Origin of the sequence: Ruminococcus sp. (genome assembly GCF_019423705.1) — a bacterium.
In the GTDB taxonomy this organism is placed as follows: domain Bacteria; phylum Bacillota; class Clostridia; order Oscillospirales; family Ruminococcaceae; genus Hominimerdicola.
Genome location: NZ_JAHZAX010000015.1, coordinates 1 through 15,451, shown reverse-complemented (window position 1 = coordinate 15,451; position 15,451 = coordinate 1). Strand labels below are relative to the sequence as shown.

At 41.6% G+C, this 15,451-nt stretch carries 15 protein-coding genes and 2 pseudogenes; 11 read left to right on the top strand and 6 right to left on the bottom strand.

Going from position 1 to position 15,451, the window contains the following annotated elements:
* Positions 1–33: 33 nt before the first annotated feature.
* Together QZ371_RS10925 and QZ371_RS10920 are read right to left on the bottom strand one after the other, a co-directional pair.
* Positions 34–387 (bottom strand): hypothetical protein, encoded by a 354-nt coding sequence (locus QZ371_RS10925; protein WP_173564290.1) that lies wholly within the window; start codon positions 385–387, stop codon positions 34–36.
* Between the two features lie 68 nt (positions 388–455).
* Positions 456–815, bottom strand: a complete 360-nt coding sequence (locus QZ371_RS10920; RefSeq protein ID WP_295213077.1) for a hypothetical protein — start codon at positions 813–815, stop codon at positions 456–458.
* Between the two features lie 17 nt (positions 816–832).
* Between QZ371_RS10920 and QZ371_RS11615 the strand changes: the two genes are divergently transcribed.
* The 3 genes and pseudogenes from QZ371_RS11615 to QZ371_RS10910 all read left to right on the top strand — a co-directional run bounded on the left by QZ371_RS11615 (position 833) and on the right by QZ371_RS10910 (position 3,612).
* Entirely contained in the window at positions 833–1,504 is a 672-nt protein-coding gene (locus QZ371_RS11615; RefSeq protein WP_366558737.1) for a hypothetical protein, read from the top strand.
* Positions 1,399–3,003 (top strand): annotated as a pseudogene (locus QZ371_RS10915) (relaxase/mobilization nuclease domain-containing protein); the annotation flags it as partial. The gene QZ371_RS11615 and the pseudogene QZ371_RS10915, both read left to right, overlap by 106 nt.
* A gap of 15 nt (positions 3,004–3,018) precedes the next feature.
* The gene (locus QZ371_RS10910) at positions 3,019–3,612 is read left to right on the top strand and encodes a recombinase family protein (RefSeq protein ID WP_295213053.1); all 594 of its coding nucleotides are present in this window, start codon (positions 3,019–3,021) and stop codon (positions 3,610–3,612) included.
* Between the two features lie 187 nt (positions 3,613–3,799).
* Here the strand turns inward: QZ371_RS10910 and QZ371_RS10905 are convergent, their stop codons facing one another.
* Positions 3,800–5,068, bottom strand: coding sequence for an MATE family efflux transporter (locus tag QZ371_RS10905; protein WP_295213046.1), 1,269 nt, complete (start codon positions 5,066–5,068; stop codon positions 3,800–3,802).
* Between the two features lie 113 nt (positions 5,069–5,181).
* On the opposite strand from QZ371_RS10905, the gene QZ371_RS10900 reads away from it, so the two are divergent.
* On the top strand, positions 5,182–5,922 hold the full coding sequence (locus QZ371_RS10900) for an AraC family transcriptional regulator (RefSeq protein WP_295213043.1): 741 nt from the start codon (positions 5,182–5,184) through the stop codon (positions 5,920–5,922).
* 222 nt (positions 5,923–6,144) lie between these two features.
* Here the strand turns inward: QZ371_RS10900 and QZ371_RS10895 are convergent, their stop codons facing one another.
* The 3 genes from QZ371_RS10895 to QZ371_RS10885 all read right to left on the bottom strand — a co-directional run bounded on the left by QZ371_RS10895 (position 6,145) and on the right by QZ371_RS10885 (position 7,671).
* Entirely contained in the window at positions 6,145–7,011 is an 867-nt protein-coding gene (locus QZ371_RS10895; protein ID WP_295213039.1) for a hypothetical protein, read from the bottom strand.
* Between the two features lie 59 nt (positions 7,012–7,070).
* Positions 7,071–7,256 carry a hypothetical protein gene (locus QZ371_RS10890; protein ID WP_295213036.1) on the bottom strand — a complete coding sequence of 62 codons (186 nt, stop codon included), beginning with the start codon at positions 7,254–7,256 and terminating at the stop codon, positions 7,071–7,073.
* A 184-nt stretch (positions 7,257–7,440) separates the two neighbouring features.
* On the bottom strand, positions 7,441–7,671 hold the full coding sequence (locus tag QZ371_RS10885) for a DUF6809 family protein (RefSeq protein ID WP_295213031.1): 231 nt from the start codon (positions 7,669–7,671) through the stop codon (positions 7,441–7,443).
* Positions 7,672–7,762: 91 nt separating this feature from the next.
* Here QZ371_RS10885 and QZ371_RS10880 point away from each other — a divergent pair.
* The 7 genes and pseudogenes from QZ371_RS10880 to QZ371_RS10850 all read left to right on the top strand — a co-directional run.
* Positions 7,763–7,855 (top strand): annotated as a pseudogene (locus QZ371_RS10880) (hypothetical protein); the annotation flags it as partial.
* 87 nt (positions 7,856–7,942) lie between these two features.
* Positions 7,943–8,908, top strand: coding sequence for a VirB6/TrbL-like conjugal transfer protein, CD1112 family (locus QZ371_RS10875; RefSeq protein ID WP_295213020.1), 966 nt, complete (start codon positions 7,943–7,945; stop codon positions 8,906–8,908).
* A 49-nt stretch (positions 8,909–8,957) separates the two neighbouring features.
* Entirely contained in the window at positions 8,958–9,371 is a 414-nt protein-coding gene (locus QZ371_RS10870) for a PrgI family protein (RefSeq protein ID WP_295213011.1), read from the top strand.
* 64 nt (positions 9,372–9,435) lie between these two features.
* A complete protein-coding gene (locus QZ371_RS10865) occupies positions 9,436–11,796 on the top strand; it encodes a VirB4-like conjugal transfer ATPase, CD1110 family (protein WP_295213150.1) in 2,361 nt (786 codons plus the stop codon).
* A gap of 10 nt (positions 11,797–11,806) precedes the next feature.
* Complete coding sequence (locus tag QZ371_RS10860) at positions 11,807–14,707, top strand: M23 family metallopeptidase (protein WP_295213005.1); 2,901 nt, start codon at positions 11,807–11,809, stop codon at positions 14,705–14,707.
* An 18-nt stretch (positions 14,708–14,725) separates the two neighbouring features.
* Positions 14,726–15,046, top strand: a complete 321-nt coding sequence (locus QZ371_RS10855) for a hypothetical protein (protein WP_295213001.1) — start codon at positions 14,726–14,728, stop codon at positions 15,044–15,046.
* A 1-nt stretch (position 15,047) separates the two neighbouring features.
* Positions 15,048–15,451, top strand: a 404-nt coding sequence (locus QZ371_RS10850; protein WP_295212991.1) for a CD1107 family mobile element protein, incomplete at its 3' end; no start/stop codon positions are given.

Here is a 15,451-nt window from a genome sequence, read left to right as displayed (position 1 = left end):
AGAACGCTCACACAGCTTGCAAGTATCATTCATTTATTTAGGATTATACTCCACCCATTCTCCATCGACAAGTGTTTCTAACTTTCCCCATTCAGGTTTTCCAATGTCACGCCCTTTTACTCTAATCGGAATTAAAGCATCGTGCTGACAAAACGGCAACGGATCATTAATGTCTATCCAACCTCTTTCATCTATTTCATCATTCCAATCATCATATACATCTTCCAAATCATTATAATACTGGTCAAACGAACATTGAATTGCATCTATACTGCAATATTGAAATAGGAAAACCCCTTCGTTTTTTGTTTGATAAATCATTATTTTGTAAATATAATCACTCTCATTGCACTTCATAGGATTTTTTAGAAAAGCATATTTTCTCATACTACAGCCTCCGTATTCAATTTGAGGGTTACTGCTGAACTTATTATACATCATTTTTATTGAATCAGTCAACCACCACTTTCACCAAACTGCCGCCCAGACTGCGCAATAACTGCGCCGTACCAGTTTAGAATATTGACACCGATGATGATTGAGAGCATCACGCAGGAGCGTGAGCGAGTATGACCGCCGACCAATGCGGCGGAGATGATAAGTCGCATAGCTCCAAATTCGCTGACGGAACAGCGAAAGCCTGCGAGATACAGAGATACAGCAGGCAGAAAACTGCGCAACAGCGCAACAAAAATAGCAAGCATTGTATTTTGCGCCGCACACGGACGAAAACACCAAATGCTTGTTGGGGACACCCCAAGCCCCGAAATGACCGCACAGCGGTCAAAAAATAAACGGCTTACGCCGAAATACATACAAAGGAGACTCCAATATGGAAACCGAAAAGAAAAGGCGTGGCAGACCACGCAAGCAGAAGTTATTTGAAACCGAAGGTATGACCTACGAGGGGGCAATCAACAACGCTTTGGACAAAGAGGTCAGCGCTGAGCTTGACGATACCCTTGCACACAAGTCCGAGGACGAGCTTTCCGACGATGAACGCAAGTACCTGAAACGCAAGAGGGAGAAGAAGTCTTACACGCTGAATGTTCGCTTTACGGAATCGGAAATGCAGGACATCTTAGCAAAGTGTGAGCAATACGGGTACAAGAACAAGACGGAGTATATCCGAGATTGTGTTCGTGCGAGGGTTGATCTCACTCCCGACCGTTCCGAAATTGCCGAATGCAATCGTCTGATGAAACGCATTGGAGCGAACATCAATCAGATACTTGTCCGACTTTACAGCACAGGTCACATCTATGCCGAGGATATTACCGAGATAAAGAGAGGGGTTAATGAAATTTGGCATACACTTCTATCCATACGATCAGGGCAACAGTCAGCGCAGCGATCGCTTACATCACAAACGGAGATAAGACCATCAACGGTTTATATGTCAGCTCTTATGCTTGCCGAGCCGACAGCGCAGGAGCAAGCGAGGACTTCCGAGCCGTCCGACAGCAAGGCACAGGACGAACCGAAATCCTTGCCTACCACATGATTCAGAGCTTTGCCCCCGGTGAAGTCACGCCCGAACAGGCTATGCAGATCGGAGAGGAGTTGTGCGACCGTTATCTGAAAGGCGATTATCAATATGTTATCGCTGTCCACAACGATAAAGACCACCTGCATTGCCATATCATTTTTAACAACACCAATCTGTATAACGGACTCAGCTTCACCACCGAGCATAATCAGGGTAAAAAGACTGAACGTGCGTGGGCAGAACTCAGGCAATTATCGGACGAGATATGCACCGAACACGGCATATCTGTTATCTCCGAGCCTGAAAAGGGACATGGGGTATCTCACTTTGAGAGGGATATGCAGAAAGAGGGCAAGTCGTGGAAAGAAAAGCTCCGTGTCCGTATTGCAGAGGTCATGCTTTACAGCCATGACTTCAAGGACTTTCTTGAAAAGTGCAGTGAGTGCGGTATTGAATATGTGTATAAGCCGAGCAATAAGGTCAAGTTGAAATTCAGACTATCAGGTGACGGTCAACAGAAGTTTACAAGAGCCGACACTCTGGGCGCAGACTTCACCCCCGAACGTATCACCGAGCAGATAGCAGAGATACAAGAAAAGCTGTCAGCGGCGAATGTCACTCCCGATATGCTTATCGAACCGCCGAAGCCTGTTGTTGTTCCCAAGCCTGAGCCGAAGCCGACACAGACAGTCACCACACCGATAAAGCCGAAACAATCTGCCGAGCCTGAAACTATCACGGAAACAAGTGAAACCGCAAAGAGAAAAGCTGCGGCGGAACAGGTTGAGAAGTTCTTTGCAGCCCGACGAGCAAGACGGCAGGCACAACTTGATATGCTTAACGCATCTTCTGCAAAGCCCACCGAGCCGAAACCTGAACTGCCTACCCCGACACCACAGCCAACACCTACGGAAAGTAAAGCACCTGAAAAGAAAGAAGATGTATGGGCAGAGATCAGGGGTATGCGTGATTGCGACAAGATGATCGCTGACCTTGAAGCTGGCGGAATCACATCGCTTGATGATCTCAAGGGCTTCTTCTGGAATTTCAAGCACCCTGATGACCACACGGACGAGCTTGCCGAGCTTGACAAGAAGATTAGGGGCATTGATAAGCTCATCAATATGATGAAACAGCATTCTCAGAACTATGCTACATACAAGGAGTATCAGGAGCGTTCTGCATTTACACAAAAGAGTTTCCGCAAGAAGAATGCTGCCGCTATCGACGCATTTGAAGAAGCCGACAAATATATTGCCGAGCATATCAAGCCTTATTACATCAAGGGCAAGCCACCTAAACTGAGCGACCTACAGGCGATGTCTGCCAAGCTGAAAGAGAAATACAATGCTCTGGTGCCTGAGCATAATGTTTTTCTCAGAAGAAAGGCGGCGGCATCGCAGTACTCTCGTCAGGTACGAAAGTATCTTGACGATCAGCGTCAGCAAGAGCGTAACAGGCAGTATCAGGAGAGAAAACGCTCTCAGCAGAAAAAGAAAGACTATCTCGAATAACGAAAGGAAGATTATATGAGCAAAATAGGTTATATCCGTGTTTCCACCGAACACCAAGAAACCGCCCGTCAGCAGGAGATCATGTGCGACTATCAGGTTGACCGCATCTTCTCTGAGAAGCTGTCAGGAGCGAATACCGACCGCCCTCAGCTCAGGGCAATGCTTGACTATGTGAGGGAGGGCGATACGCTCTACATCGAGAGTATCAGCCGTCTCGGACGCTCCACAAAGGACTTGCTGAACATTATCGACACCCTTACCGACAAAGGGGTAACGCTCATCAGCCATAAGGAGAAGATTGACACCGACACGCCTACGGGCAAATTCATGTTGACCGTGTTTGCCGCACTCTCTCAGTTGGAGCGTGAGCAGCTCAAACAGCGACAGCGTGAGGGCATCGAGATCGCTAAGGCTCAGGGCAAGTACACGGGCAGAAAGCCTATCCCCACCGACTGGACGAGGTTTGAGCAGCTCTATGGGGAATGGAGAGCTAAGCAGATCACAGGGCGAGATTTTATGCGGAGAATGGATATGTCGGCTAATACCTTTTACCGCCGTGTGCGTGAGTATGAGATTACCCATCATATCACCGAACCGACTTCTGCTTGATGATAACCGTCAGCGGAACGGGAATGCATCTCATAGCCGTCCGAGCTTGCGGAGCGTAAAACTAACCAATGAAAACAGCACCCTTTCAATAACGCTCCGAGAAGGTGCTGTAACAATCATATTATGTTTGACTTTGATTTGCTTTCCTAAAATTAATCATATATGCCCCGACATTCAAAGTCAATGCTCAGATCCACGCAATGATCTCAGCGTAAGCAGTTGCCCGAAAGCCAATATGTGGAAGCAGGAAGATGATCGCAGGAATGCGCAGTGCCATTTCAGCAATTCCCGACAGCATCGGAATCAACGGATACCCCATACCCTGCGTTGCATTGCGGTAAATGAACAGCAGATTCAGCAATATCAGCCCTGTGCCACATATTCTCAGGTATTCTGCGGAAAGAGCGATCGTTTCACTCTCATCAAGCATGAAGTCAGCAAGCTGTTTAGAAAGCAGTATCATAGCAGAGCCTAAGCACAGATAGGAAACCAATGCAATATTGATACAAACACGAACACCCTGTCTGATACGCTCGGTCTTGCCTGCACCGAAATTCTGGCTGACAAAGGAAGATACCGCAAAGCCTGCCGTGAGGGACGGGAGCATAAACAGGTTCAGGTACTTGCTGCACACTGAATATGCCGATGTATAAGCTACACCGCAATCATTGACATATCCCTGAACGACCATACAGCCTACCGCAGTGATCGAGTTCATACACGCCATCGGAATGCCATTTTTCAGCAGCAACAGGGACATTGCCGTATCCGATTCAAAATCATCTTTACGGATTTCAAGCTGAGGTATCTGTTTCATTTTCAGATAGCAGATAAACGCCGATATAGCTTGTGATATTACAGTTGCCGCTGCTACTCCCTCAACACCTGTGTGAAAGAGAAATATCAGGATATAGTCCAAAGCAATATTGACCGCCGAGGAGATTATAATTGCAAGAAACGGCGTTTTACTGTCACCGACCGAACGGAGAACACCCGAAAGCAGATTATACGCTATCGTTGCTGCCAGTCCGCCGAAGATGATATATCCGTAGATCAGGCTGTCTTCCAGTATGATCTGGTCTGTCCGCATCAAAAGCAATATCGGTTTCAGTAGCAAACAGCCTGCCGCCGTCAGGATCACTGTCAGTATCGCTGACAGCTTCACAGATAATGCAACAGACTTGCGGACGGCAGTCATATCGCCCGAACCGAAGTTCTGAGCGATGATAACGGCAAATCCGCCTGTTACACCCATTGAGAAGCCTATTATCAGCAGTGATAAGGACGAGAGGTTGCCGACTGCACCGAGGGCATTGTCGCCTAATCCTCGCCCGACGATAGCCGTATCAGCTACCGAGTATATCTGCTGAAGAAGATTGGTCAAGAGCATCGGAAAGAAGAAACCAAGCAGTTTTCCCGATACTTTGCCGTTTGTCAGGTCATTCGTATGATCCATTCACATCACCTCTGCCATTAAATATAGCATATCTCAGTTGTATTTTATATCTGGAAACTTGAATTTATAGCTGAAAAGTGATATAATATGCAGAAGAAAGGCAGGAGGTGCGTATGAAAATCAGAAATGAGCTGAATGCAGAGCTTTTTCGGCAGAAAATGGATAATTTCAAGCGTTCGGAACATTCCGTGAAGCCAGTCGAGTTTACTTCAATATGCAATGGGGATATGGATGCTGTGAAATTGCAGCTCAGTGAGGGTGAGCTTGCTTTAATCGCTGATGACAGGCTCATGTCTAAAAACAAACTGAAAAACGCGGTGTATCACTTTGTTTTATGTGCATCGGCAATCGCTTCCACTTGTATGGATATGGGCATGGGGCAGACGGAAGCCTATACACTATCTGATCTCTATGTCCTCAAAGCCGATACTTGCAGGACGATAGACGGTGTATGCAGGCTCTATGAAGATATGTGCCTTGACTTCACCGAGCGAATGCAGGAGATACGCAAGGAAGCGGTGATCTCGCTTCATATCCGCAAGTGTATCGACTATATCTATGAGAACCTGGGTGCTGATCTGTCAGTCAAGGCACTTGCAAAGGCGGCAGAGCTGAATCCTGCCTATCTGTCAAGGCTGTTCCGACAGGAAACCGGCATTCCGCTGAAACGTTTTGTAAAAGAAGCACGGGTAGATACAGCACAAAATCTACTCCGATATTCCAACCTGTCCTATCTTGTGATCTCTACCTCGCTGGGTTTCTCCACGCAAAGCGTGTTTATTGCCGTGTTCAAGGAGATTACGGGCATGACACCAAAGGTGTACCGTGAGAAATATTATACGAAGAATAGATAATAATAGAAAAGCCATTCTCCAAGTAAATGCTGGAGAATGGCTTTTGTGTTTCTCATAATATATGTCATAAGAGCTGTCAGCTTTTAAGGTATATACCAAAATCGTTGTTTTGACTTATGCGGAACGGTTTTTGAGTGTGCCAGTAGACTAAGGCTTTATGGAGTATAACGCCATTTTCTGCAAAATCACGAAATAGTTGTAAAAACATTTTAACATTCAAGGTTAGTTAGCTACATAAACATTCTCTTTTTCTGAAATCTTATCTATTACGGTACTATAAGCCGAATCGCTTTTTGGTAATAAAACAACGCCAATGATTTTAACATCAGATTGTGTGATCTCGTCTTTTTCGGTTTTGATTCCATTTCGTATAACATCAAATTCGTTTTCTAAGCAAGGGTGTTTATCATTGATTATTTCTACAAATTTATCTAATGGCGCTGCAATTTTCTCTCCACCATAATACAATGGAATGCCAAATACTCCTCTTTCATTTCCTTGGGGATTCTGAATGGTTGCTGTTATCGTGTCAGACTCATTATAAGTATCAACCCAAAGCCATGTCACAGTTCCATAGGCACTATATTCATCGATTACAGATGATATATTTGATGAGCTTATAGCATTTTTGAATGATACATATATTTTTCCTTCATCTTGTATTGTTGCTGACTCATAGTTGCCGTTTTCCGATGAATATAGATAAAACCGTTGAATTCGTGATGAATCATTTTCAGTAATAAGGCAATTAGGAAAATCTGTAGTTGAATTTGCTCCGCTTGCGCCTGTTAAAAGACCGATCTTTTCAAACGTGAATTTTTGATTAAGATTAACCTTTAATTTATAATTTTCTTTCTTTGTCGAATCCGTTATGCTATATGGGAAACAAGATATAGAGTATTTGTATTCATCACTATCTACTTGCTTGATGTCAAGCTCGTTTCCGTTCGGACAGCAAATATAATAATAGCTTTGTAGATCTTTATTCATTTGTGCCATAAGTAAATTTCTCTGATGATAGTTAGTAAAGATTATTACACTTGCTACTATAAATATAACCATTGATGTAATAATGATTGCTTTTTTCATAGCGAACACCTTATTTCAAAATCAATGTTTTTTATTCTGATTAGTCTGATATATAGGATTTAGTCTAAAGAAGATTTATCTCCGCCATACTGATAAAACACTTTTCTGCTTTCCTCGTTGACAAAGCCCTTATAACTACAAAAACCGAGCGTATAAGCCGCCATTGCAATCGCCATATCCTCAGATTCGATATTCTGAGTAGCTGCGATAGCCATCAACTCATCAATGACAGTTACTGCCACCATATTTCATTCCTTTCTGTATCCTCAGATACAATTATGGGTTATAAAAATTATAGCACAGAAAGTCGAAAAAGTCAATCTATCTCACGATAATGTTAGATATTCTTTTAAGGAATAGCAAAAAGCGTTTCAGCCATAAAACCGAAACACTTTTCTTGCTAAAAATCCCGATAATACTGTAAAATTCTTATTTCTGAACTTCCTTCATCAACGCCACGCCGTCCTTGAATCCTGCCTTGTACGCAGCCCGCATCTCATCGGCGGCAGTCTCGCTTTGTAGGTCACAGAGCTTGCGGAAGATGTCCTGCTGTTCTTCGGTCAGCGACTTCTCGAATTCGATAGCAGTCTTTTCCCACTCATCAGAGGAGTGACAGGTCTTGATAGCACCAATTCTGCTGTTATAAATCTCATCAATCATTGTAAGCATCCTTTCGGTAATTTTAGCTTGCTGTACCTGTCTTACAATGTTTGTCTGAAAACTTCTCTATGCCTACTGTCGTAAGTCGCAGGGTATGAAGCAGCTTATGGCTGGTCTTGGACTTATTCTCCTTGCAATCGTTCTTGTTCCTGTACTTCAGAATATGATGACTGGTGCAGTTTAATCATTTGAATTTGATAATACGATTAAGCCTGTGAATCTCAACACAGGCTTAATCACTATTATCCGAAGAAGGGAGTGAAGTTGCAAAATGGGAATGGTAAGTGATTTTATTGACGGCATTGGAGAATGGTTTAACGATACGATACAGAATATTCTCTGCAATGGTATTGAAGGCTGCTTTGAGAATGTCCAAAGTGTGTTGACAACTACATACGCATCTGCTACCGACACAGACGGGCTTATGGCTGCATTTTTAACGAAGCACCCTGCAAAATTTACTGGCACGGCTGCCGGTGCAGGCAATATGCCAGTATCAGGGCTTTGGCGCACAATCGAAACATTGTGCAACAATGTCATAGTTCCGATCGCCGGATTTATATTGACTGTAATACTACTTAACGAGCTAATACAAATGGTGATACGGGGTAATAATTTCAAAGATTTCGATGATAGTATATTCATTAAATGGATTATTAAAGCGGTATGTGGCATAGTGCTTGTATCCAATTCATATTACATCGCTTCTGCCCTACTTGGCTTTGGGTCTAATGCCTGCGCAAACGGAATTGAAACGATTTTAGGACAAACTTCTCTCAGCTCAACTAATTACGCAGAGAGCTTCTCAAAAACTCTGCGAGGCGGAGCATATGACAATGGTGAATTGCTGATAATGTTGCTTTTGAGTTTTATTATTATGGTCGCTATATTTGCCTTGACTGTTGCAATTATATTGATTATGGCTTCACGAATGATACAGATATTTATGTATCTTGGCGTATCACCTATACCAATGGCGACGATGATGAACGAGAGCTGGAACTCAATTGGCAAGAACTGGATCAAGAATATGATAGCACTATCATTTCAGGGCATTTTTATTATCATTGCACTTGGAATTTTTAAATCCATATTCAATGTCGTAATTGCCAGCGTATCTAAGGCGGAAGATGGTGTCATAATGTCAATGCTAATGCTTGCCGGATATACGGCTGCATTGATCTATACAGTAATCGGCAGCGGTAACATATCAAAATCAATTTTCAATGCTTCCTAACTTTGTATCCAATGGATACAAAGTTAGGAAGAAAGGAGCTTTATGCTTTATGGCACATTATGTGAAAATTCCAAAAGATCTTAACGATATAAAAGAAAAATTTATGTTTAACCTTACGAAACGGCAAGTGGTTTGTTTTGGTATCGGCTTATTGGTGGGCTTTCCCCTGTTCTTTCTCACAAAAAATTCGCTTGGTATGACAGGTGGAATATTCGCAATGGGTGCGTGTGCTGCCCCTGCGATTATCTGCGGCGTGTATAAAAAGAACGGCGTTTTCTTCGAGGAAAAAATTAAATTTATGGTTGAGTTCCTGAAAAAGCCACGGAAGCGATACTACCGAACAACTAACATATACCGGTGTATTGAAAATCAGATTGAATATACAAGACTAAGGAAAAAGCTAATTCAAGCAGAGGGAGGTAATGCAAGTGGGGCTGTTCAAAGAGCAAACTCAAGCAAATGAAAATCAGAACACAACAGATCTGAAAACGCAGGCAAATGTCATTTTGAAAAAGCCGGCACAGACGATGACTAAGGAAGATAAAAAGATCATCTCACGCCGTATGGCTGAAATAAGGAAGTACAGCGGTGACGGAAATACTGTTCAAAACACGATACCGTATATGCGTATGTATCGGGACGGCGTTTGTCAAGTGAGTGAGAATTTTTATTCTATGACGGTGCAGTTTTTTGACACCAACTACGCTCTTGCGGACTTTGAAGAACAGGATAATATCTTCGGCAAATACTGCACGCTGCTTAACTCTTTTGATAACTCTATTAAATTTCAGCTCACCTTTGAGAACCAAAACAGATCAAAAGATAAGATTATTGAAGCTGTACAAATACCGGAACAAGATGATGATTTCAATGAAATACGACGTGAATACTCCGAAATGCTTACATCAAAACTTCTCGGAGGTAGTATTGGTCAATCCGCAAGAAAGTTTATTACCTTTGGAGTGGAAGCAAAGTCATACAAAATTGCAAAGTCAAAACTTGAATCTATCAAGAACGATGTGATCAAGTTTTTCAAAAGTTTCTCCGTGGAAGCGGACGTGCTTAAAGGCAAGGCAAGACTGGAAACGCTCTATTACAGCCTGAACCCATTCCGTGATGAACCATTTGTTTTCGACTGGAACGCTATGCTCAAGGCAGGAATGGATACAAAGGACTTTATTGCTCCGCCGTCCTTCTATTTTTCAAAATCTCAGTTTGAAATTGGCAAAGCCTATGGACAGGTGTGGGGAATGAACATTCTCGCCGGAGAACTGTCAGACGAGATTTTAAGGGATTTTCTCGAATTGCAGTATCTGTTTTGCGTTAACATTCACATTCAGCCGCTTGAGCAAGCCGAAGCGTTAAAGTTCGTCAAGAGAAAGCTGACGAATGTCAATCAGATGAAGATTGACGAGCAGAAAAAAGCATCGCAGGCAGGATATGATCCCGACATATTGCCGCCGGCGATCAAGATGTACATTGAGGATATAGATAAGCTTCTTGATGATTTGAATAGTAAGGACGAAAAGCTTTTCCATATTTCAATTTCTATTAGAAATTATGCGAAAACCAAGAAAGAACTTAAGTTGCAGCAGGAAGCATTAAAGAGAATTGTCAGTAAGAATAACTGTACGATTTTCACTTATGACCACAGACAAGAACAGACTCTTGTGTCTACCTTGCCGCTTTGTTATAACAAAATTCCTGTGGAGCGTGAAATGCACACGTCCGGTATCGGCATTTTTGTTCCTTTTACAACAAAAGAGCTATTTAAAATGGGAGCTGCCACATACTATGGAGTTAATACCCTATCCGGCGGTATGATAAGAGCTAATAGATCAGACCTCACTAATCCAAACGGACTGATTTTAGGCACACCGGGTTCTGGTAAGAGCTTTTCTACCAAACGTGAGATACTCGACTGTTTTCTAACCACAACAGACGATATAATCATCTGTGACCCAGAGGGCGAGTATTATCCGCTGGTAAGCGCATTGGACGGACAGCTCATCAAGATCTCAGTCAATTCCACAAGCTATATCAATCCTATGGATATACCGCTGAATATCGACTACGAGGAAAATCCGATCGCTATGAAGTCGGAATTCCTTACGTCACTTTGCGAAATCATTGTTGGCGGCAGATATGGAATTACGGCGGAGGAACGTTCCATTATTGATATATGTGTAAATGAGGTCTACAAGCCTTTCCTTAACAATAACCCGACGGAAGAAACTATGCCGACTATGAGCGATCTATACAACGCATTAAAAACCAAAGGTGAGATTGCTCTGCGCCTAGTTAATTCGCTTGAAATGTTCGTAAATGGTTCTCAAAGCCTTTTCAATCACAGAACCAATATTGATATGAACAATAGAATTATCTGCTTTGACATTAAGGACTTAGGCAATCAACTTAAAAAGCTTGGAATGCTTATTTTGCAGGAAACGGTCTGGAACAGAGTATCTGCCAACCGTGAAAGGAAGAAAATCACACGATACTACATAGACGAATTTCATCTACTCTTGAAAGACGAACAAACGGCAACATATTCGGCTGAGATCTGGAAGCGATTCCGTAAATGGGGCGGTATTCCGACCGGTATTACTCAGAACGTCAAGGATTTGCTGATGTCCTCGAAAATCGAGAACATTTTTGAAAACTCTGAATTCATCTATATGTTAAATCAGGCAGCAGGAGATAGAGAAATTCTCGGAGAAAAACTGCACATTTCTTCGGAGCAGTTGAAGTATGTAGAAAACTCTGGGCAGGGCGAAGGACTTCTCCGTTTTGGCAGCGTGATATTGCCTTTCACAGACAGCTTTCCGAAAGACACGGAAATGTATAGGCTAATGACAACTAAACCGCAAGAAACACTTACAGATTAGGTGATGATTTATGGCAGGGCTTCGTAATAATCAAAATCATATGGAGCAATCCAAAACTCGATTTGAAAAAAAGATCGACAAGCTGCGTATAAAAAATAAGCGTGAGTTTCAAATTGATTTCGTCAGAACAAAAAGTAACTCAGGCAAGTTTACCACAAAGGCAAATATCATAAGAGGAAGCAGAAGTAATGAAGTGAAAAAAGCAGGACTTCTACATTCCTTGGACTATTCTGCGAGAAATCGTGTTCACGGTGATATTCCGTCGATTACAAAGCAAATAGACAGTTTTATACCAAAAACAAAAAAGGGGAAAGTTTTTCATACGACTGTCAAAGCAACGAATTTCATTGTGCACGACGCTGGCAGGACAGCCCTTGATGTTGGACTTGCGGCAGAAACAGCAACGATTGCTTCGTCAAAGACGGCTTTACATAGAGCTACTTCAAAGCTTGGCGGTATGTATGAGCAACAGGCTCAGGACGATATGAATAAAGCTGCTATATTTTCTAGCAAGCTTATCTTTGACGGCTCGAAAGAGTTAAAAAATCACTTCAAGCAGCGTAAAAATGCCAAGTTGCTCAAAACAAAGTTTAAGCTGAAAAAAGCCGAAAGCAAGTACTTTCAAAAATTCGCATACAAAGAAGAACGTAAGGCTATTCAGAGTAAACTGAAATTTAAGAAAAACAAGTTCAAGGACGTAAAGACAAGCTATAAAAATTCTAGCAAGAGTAACATTCGCAAAGCTTTGTATAAGGCAAGAAAGGCTAAGTTCAAACAAGAAAAGAAGTCATTTACACTTGATAAGACTGATCTGAAAGATAAGTCAAATACTTTTAATCTTGATAAAAAATCTGCTCAAAGAGAATTTAAGATAGCAAAGCCAAAACCGGTTCTCTTTAAGATGTCAGGTTATGGCGTTCACAGATTGAAGGCTTCTGCACAGCAGAAACTTTTAATTGCCGATGAGCATAACGATATGCTTAGGGGAGCTGATAAGGGCTATGAGCTTGCTAAAACTGGTACGGACAAGATAAAGGAACACTATTCAGTTAAAAATCGGCTGGAAAAGAAAAATCAGCAGATACGCAAATTTGAGCGGAAAGATCATAAGCTTCAGCAAAAATCGGATAGACTGGAGAAGAAAATAAGTTCTGCAAGTTCTCAAAACGCCAAAAAGAAATATCAGAAAAAGTCCAACAAACTAAGTAAGAAAGAGAAAAAATCAAAGGAGAAGCTTAAAAAGCTGAAAAAGAGCAAAGCTTCTCTTGTGGCATTCTCAACGTTGGGTTCTTCTGTTCTCACCATAAGTATTGCTATGCTTTTTCTAATGACAGTATTCAATGGCACGTTGGAAGCAATATTCGGCAACAGCGGCTGGGTAATGGGAACATATACAGCCCAAGATAAGTACTTATCGCAAGCTGAGGAGTATTATACCAAGATCGCCTATGAATTTAACCAAAAGCTGCTTATGGTAAGTGATAAGGATAAGTGGAAAAAGGGATTAAACAGTTTTAACGTAGTAACAAAAGATATGGATGACGAACCTGATCAATGGATATGGGGCAACAGTACGAAATTCGACTATGATCCTGTCTATGATTTTGATACATTCAAGCTCTGGAGCTTCCTATGTGCTTATTACTTTGATTTTCAAAGCAATAAAGACAAGGAAACGAGAGCTGAATATTGGGAATATGACAGCGACGTTGAGAAAGTAATAAAGGCATTATTTGACGCCGAATACAAATTCGAGTACTGGTATGACAATACTTCTCGTTGGGAAGAATTATCACCATACAATTACTGGGGCGGCGGAAGTGCCGATAGCGGTACATATTATAGATGTGAAAAGGACGCATATATGTACACCGATCAACCTTATAGGTATCGTTTCAAACCTATTGCATATACGAGCGAGCTCGGCAAATATCGTGATGATGAGGGATACATATGTATAGATAGCGATTACCGAGTTTTAGACCCAAAAAACAAATACAAAGTAACCGGGTTCTACATAATGGATAACCGATACTATTCAGGCACACGCAAACCTTTCTATTTATATGACCGTCCAGCAAACAAATTCTATTTTATGCAAGGTTCAGAACGATATGATCGTTCTTTCTGGGGCTGGGGCTCTGAAGACGCTTGGTTTATGATCTCACCAACAGATACGCACGTTTGGAACTACACCTTGAATGATGTTTGTATGTATGGTTATTACGAAAGATACTATTGGAAAACAGATTGTCGACTTTATTATAACGTGAAACGTAAAAATACATTCGATAAAGCGATCAAAAACACTTTGACGAGAATGGACTATGGTTCAGAACGTTACCAAATGTATGAAATGTTCCTTGGTACTGCGGAAGACAGTAAAACAACACGAGGTAATCATCAGACGTTTGCTAATCCGATCAGCGGCAGCATTCAAGACAGTATTGATAATGGCAATATTCTGAATGGTTATGGATATGACATACAAGAATGGAACACAAAGCATTGCAGCTTGTACGATGAGAATGAATCTCATCAAGGAATTGATATTATTTGTAATCAGAATACATCTGTTTATGCAGGAATGTCTGGCACAATTGATGAAATTGATCGTGATAACGACCTAGTTGTTATACGGAAAAATAGTTATAACTATTGGTATGACGGCGATGGTAAAGGGAAAAAACGTGATACAAAGATCTATTACTATAACATTAGTGCAAAGAATTCGCTTAAAGAAGGCGACACGATCAAAAAAGGGGATTATATTGGATTATCGTTGCCGGAACATAAATGCGAGAAAATCAGTAATGATTCTGTCGGCTGCTATTATATCCACCTAAGAATTGAAATCGACACGGACGGATTTGGGTGGGACTACATTGATCCACGATTAGTTCTGGAATAAATAAAAGGAGTTTTAGTTATGGCAAAAAATACAACCATTAAGAAAATCGAAAAGCTCAGGGCAAAGGTTGCCGAAATTGATGAGCGTATCAAGAATGATATGCAGTTGAAGCAACGCTATGTAAAGGAAATCGAAAGTCTTGAAGCTGAAAGTATTTTGATTGCTTGTAAAAGCAGCGATATATCACTCAGCGAAGCGGTGGAGAGCTTTGAACTATATAGCAAACTTAAAAGCAGCGGTTTGTCAAAAGACGATTTAAACGAGCTTCTTTCTTCAAACACCACAACTTCATCTCCGGTGGATACAAAGTTGAATGCAAGCGAAAACAAGGAGGATTAAAATGTTTAAGAATATTCTTATCACAATTACCACAGCAACAATAGTTGCATTCGCTGGAGCTATCACAGCTTCTGCGGAGGAAAGCAGTCAAGCTTCTACTGAGGGTGCAATGACAAGTGCTTCATCACAGAGCGATTCAGGTGCAGACAATAACACAAGAAAAGATATACTGTCTTTTTTTGATAAAGATACCAATGATAGCTCTAATGATTCTATGACTGATTATTACAATGATGACTATTATGACACAGACGGCAACGCTACGCTTATTAACAATCAGAAAATCATCTACAATTCTGACGAAATGCAGTTTATAAGCGTGACCACTAAGGACGGCAATGTTTTCTATGTATTGATCAACTATTCGGATAGTGACAACATTGATAATGTGTACTTCCTTAACAA

What these genes read in the sequence shown, in the direction of transcription:
- QZ371_RS11615 (WP_366558737.1), top strand. Translation starts at nt 833, where the DNA reads ATGGAAACCGAAAAGAAAAGGCGTGGCAGACCACGCAAGCAGAAGTTA.
- QZ371_RS10890 (WP_295213036.1), bottom strand. Translation starts at nt 7,256, where the DNA reads ATGGTGGCAGTAACTGTCATTGATGAGTTGATGGCTATCGCAGCTACT.
- QZ371_RS10870 (WP_295213011.1), top strand. Translation starts at nt 8,958, where the DNA reads ATGGCACATTATGTGAAAATTCCAAAAGATCTTAACGATATAAAAGAA.
- QZ371_RS10910 (WP_295213053.1), top strand. Translation starts at nt 3,019, where the DNA reads ATGAGCAAAATAGGTTATATCCGTGTTTCCACCGAACACCAAGAAACC.
- QZ371_RS10920 (WP_295213077.1), bottom strand. Translation starts at nt 815, where the DNA reads ATGTATTTCGGCGTAAGCCGTTTATTTTTTGACCGCTGTGCGGTCATT.
- QZ371_RS10860 (WP_295213005.1), top strand. Translation starts at nt 11,807, where the DNA reads ATGGCAGGGCTTCGTAATAATCAAAATCATATGGAGCAATCCAAAACT.
- QZ371_RS10905 (WP_295213046.1), bottom strand. Translation starts at nt 5,068, where the DNA reads ATGGATCATACGAATGACCTGACAAACGGCAAAGTATCGGGAAAACTG.
- QZ371_RS10895 (WP_295213039.1), bottom strand. Translation starts at nt 7,011, where the DNA reads ATGAAAAAAGCAATCATTATTACATCAATGGTTATATTTATAGTAGCA.
- QZ371_RS10875 (WP_295213020.1), top strand. Translation starts at nt 7,943, where the DNA reads ATGGGAATGGTAAGTGATTTTATTGACGGCATTGGAGAATGGTTTAAC.
- QZ371_RS10885 (WP_295213031.1), bottom strand. Translation starts at nt 7,671, where the DNA reads ATGATTGATGAGATTTATAACAGCAGAATTGGTGCTATCAAGACCTGT.
- QZ371_RS10855 (WP_295213001.1), top strand. Translation starts at nt 14,726, where the DNA reads ATGGCAAAAAATACAACCATTAAGAAAATCGAAAAGCTCAGGGCAAAG.
- QZ371_RS10900 (WP_295213043.1), top strand. Translation starts at nt 5,182, where the DNA reads ATGAAAATCAGAAATGAGCTGAATGCAGAGCTTTTTCGGCAGAAAATG.
- QZ371_RS10925 (WP_173564290.1), bottom strand. Translation starts at nt 387, where the DNA reads ATGAGAAAATATGCTTTTCTAAAAAATCCTATGAAGTGCAATGAGAGT.
- QZ371_RS10865 (WP_295213150.1), top strand. Translation starts at nt 9,436, where the DNA reads ATGACTAAGGAAGATAAAAAGATCATCTCACGCCGTATGGCTGAAATA.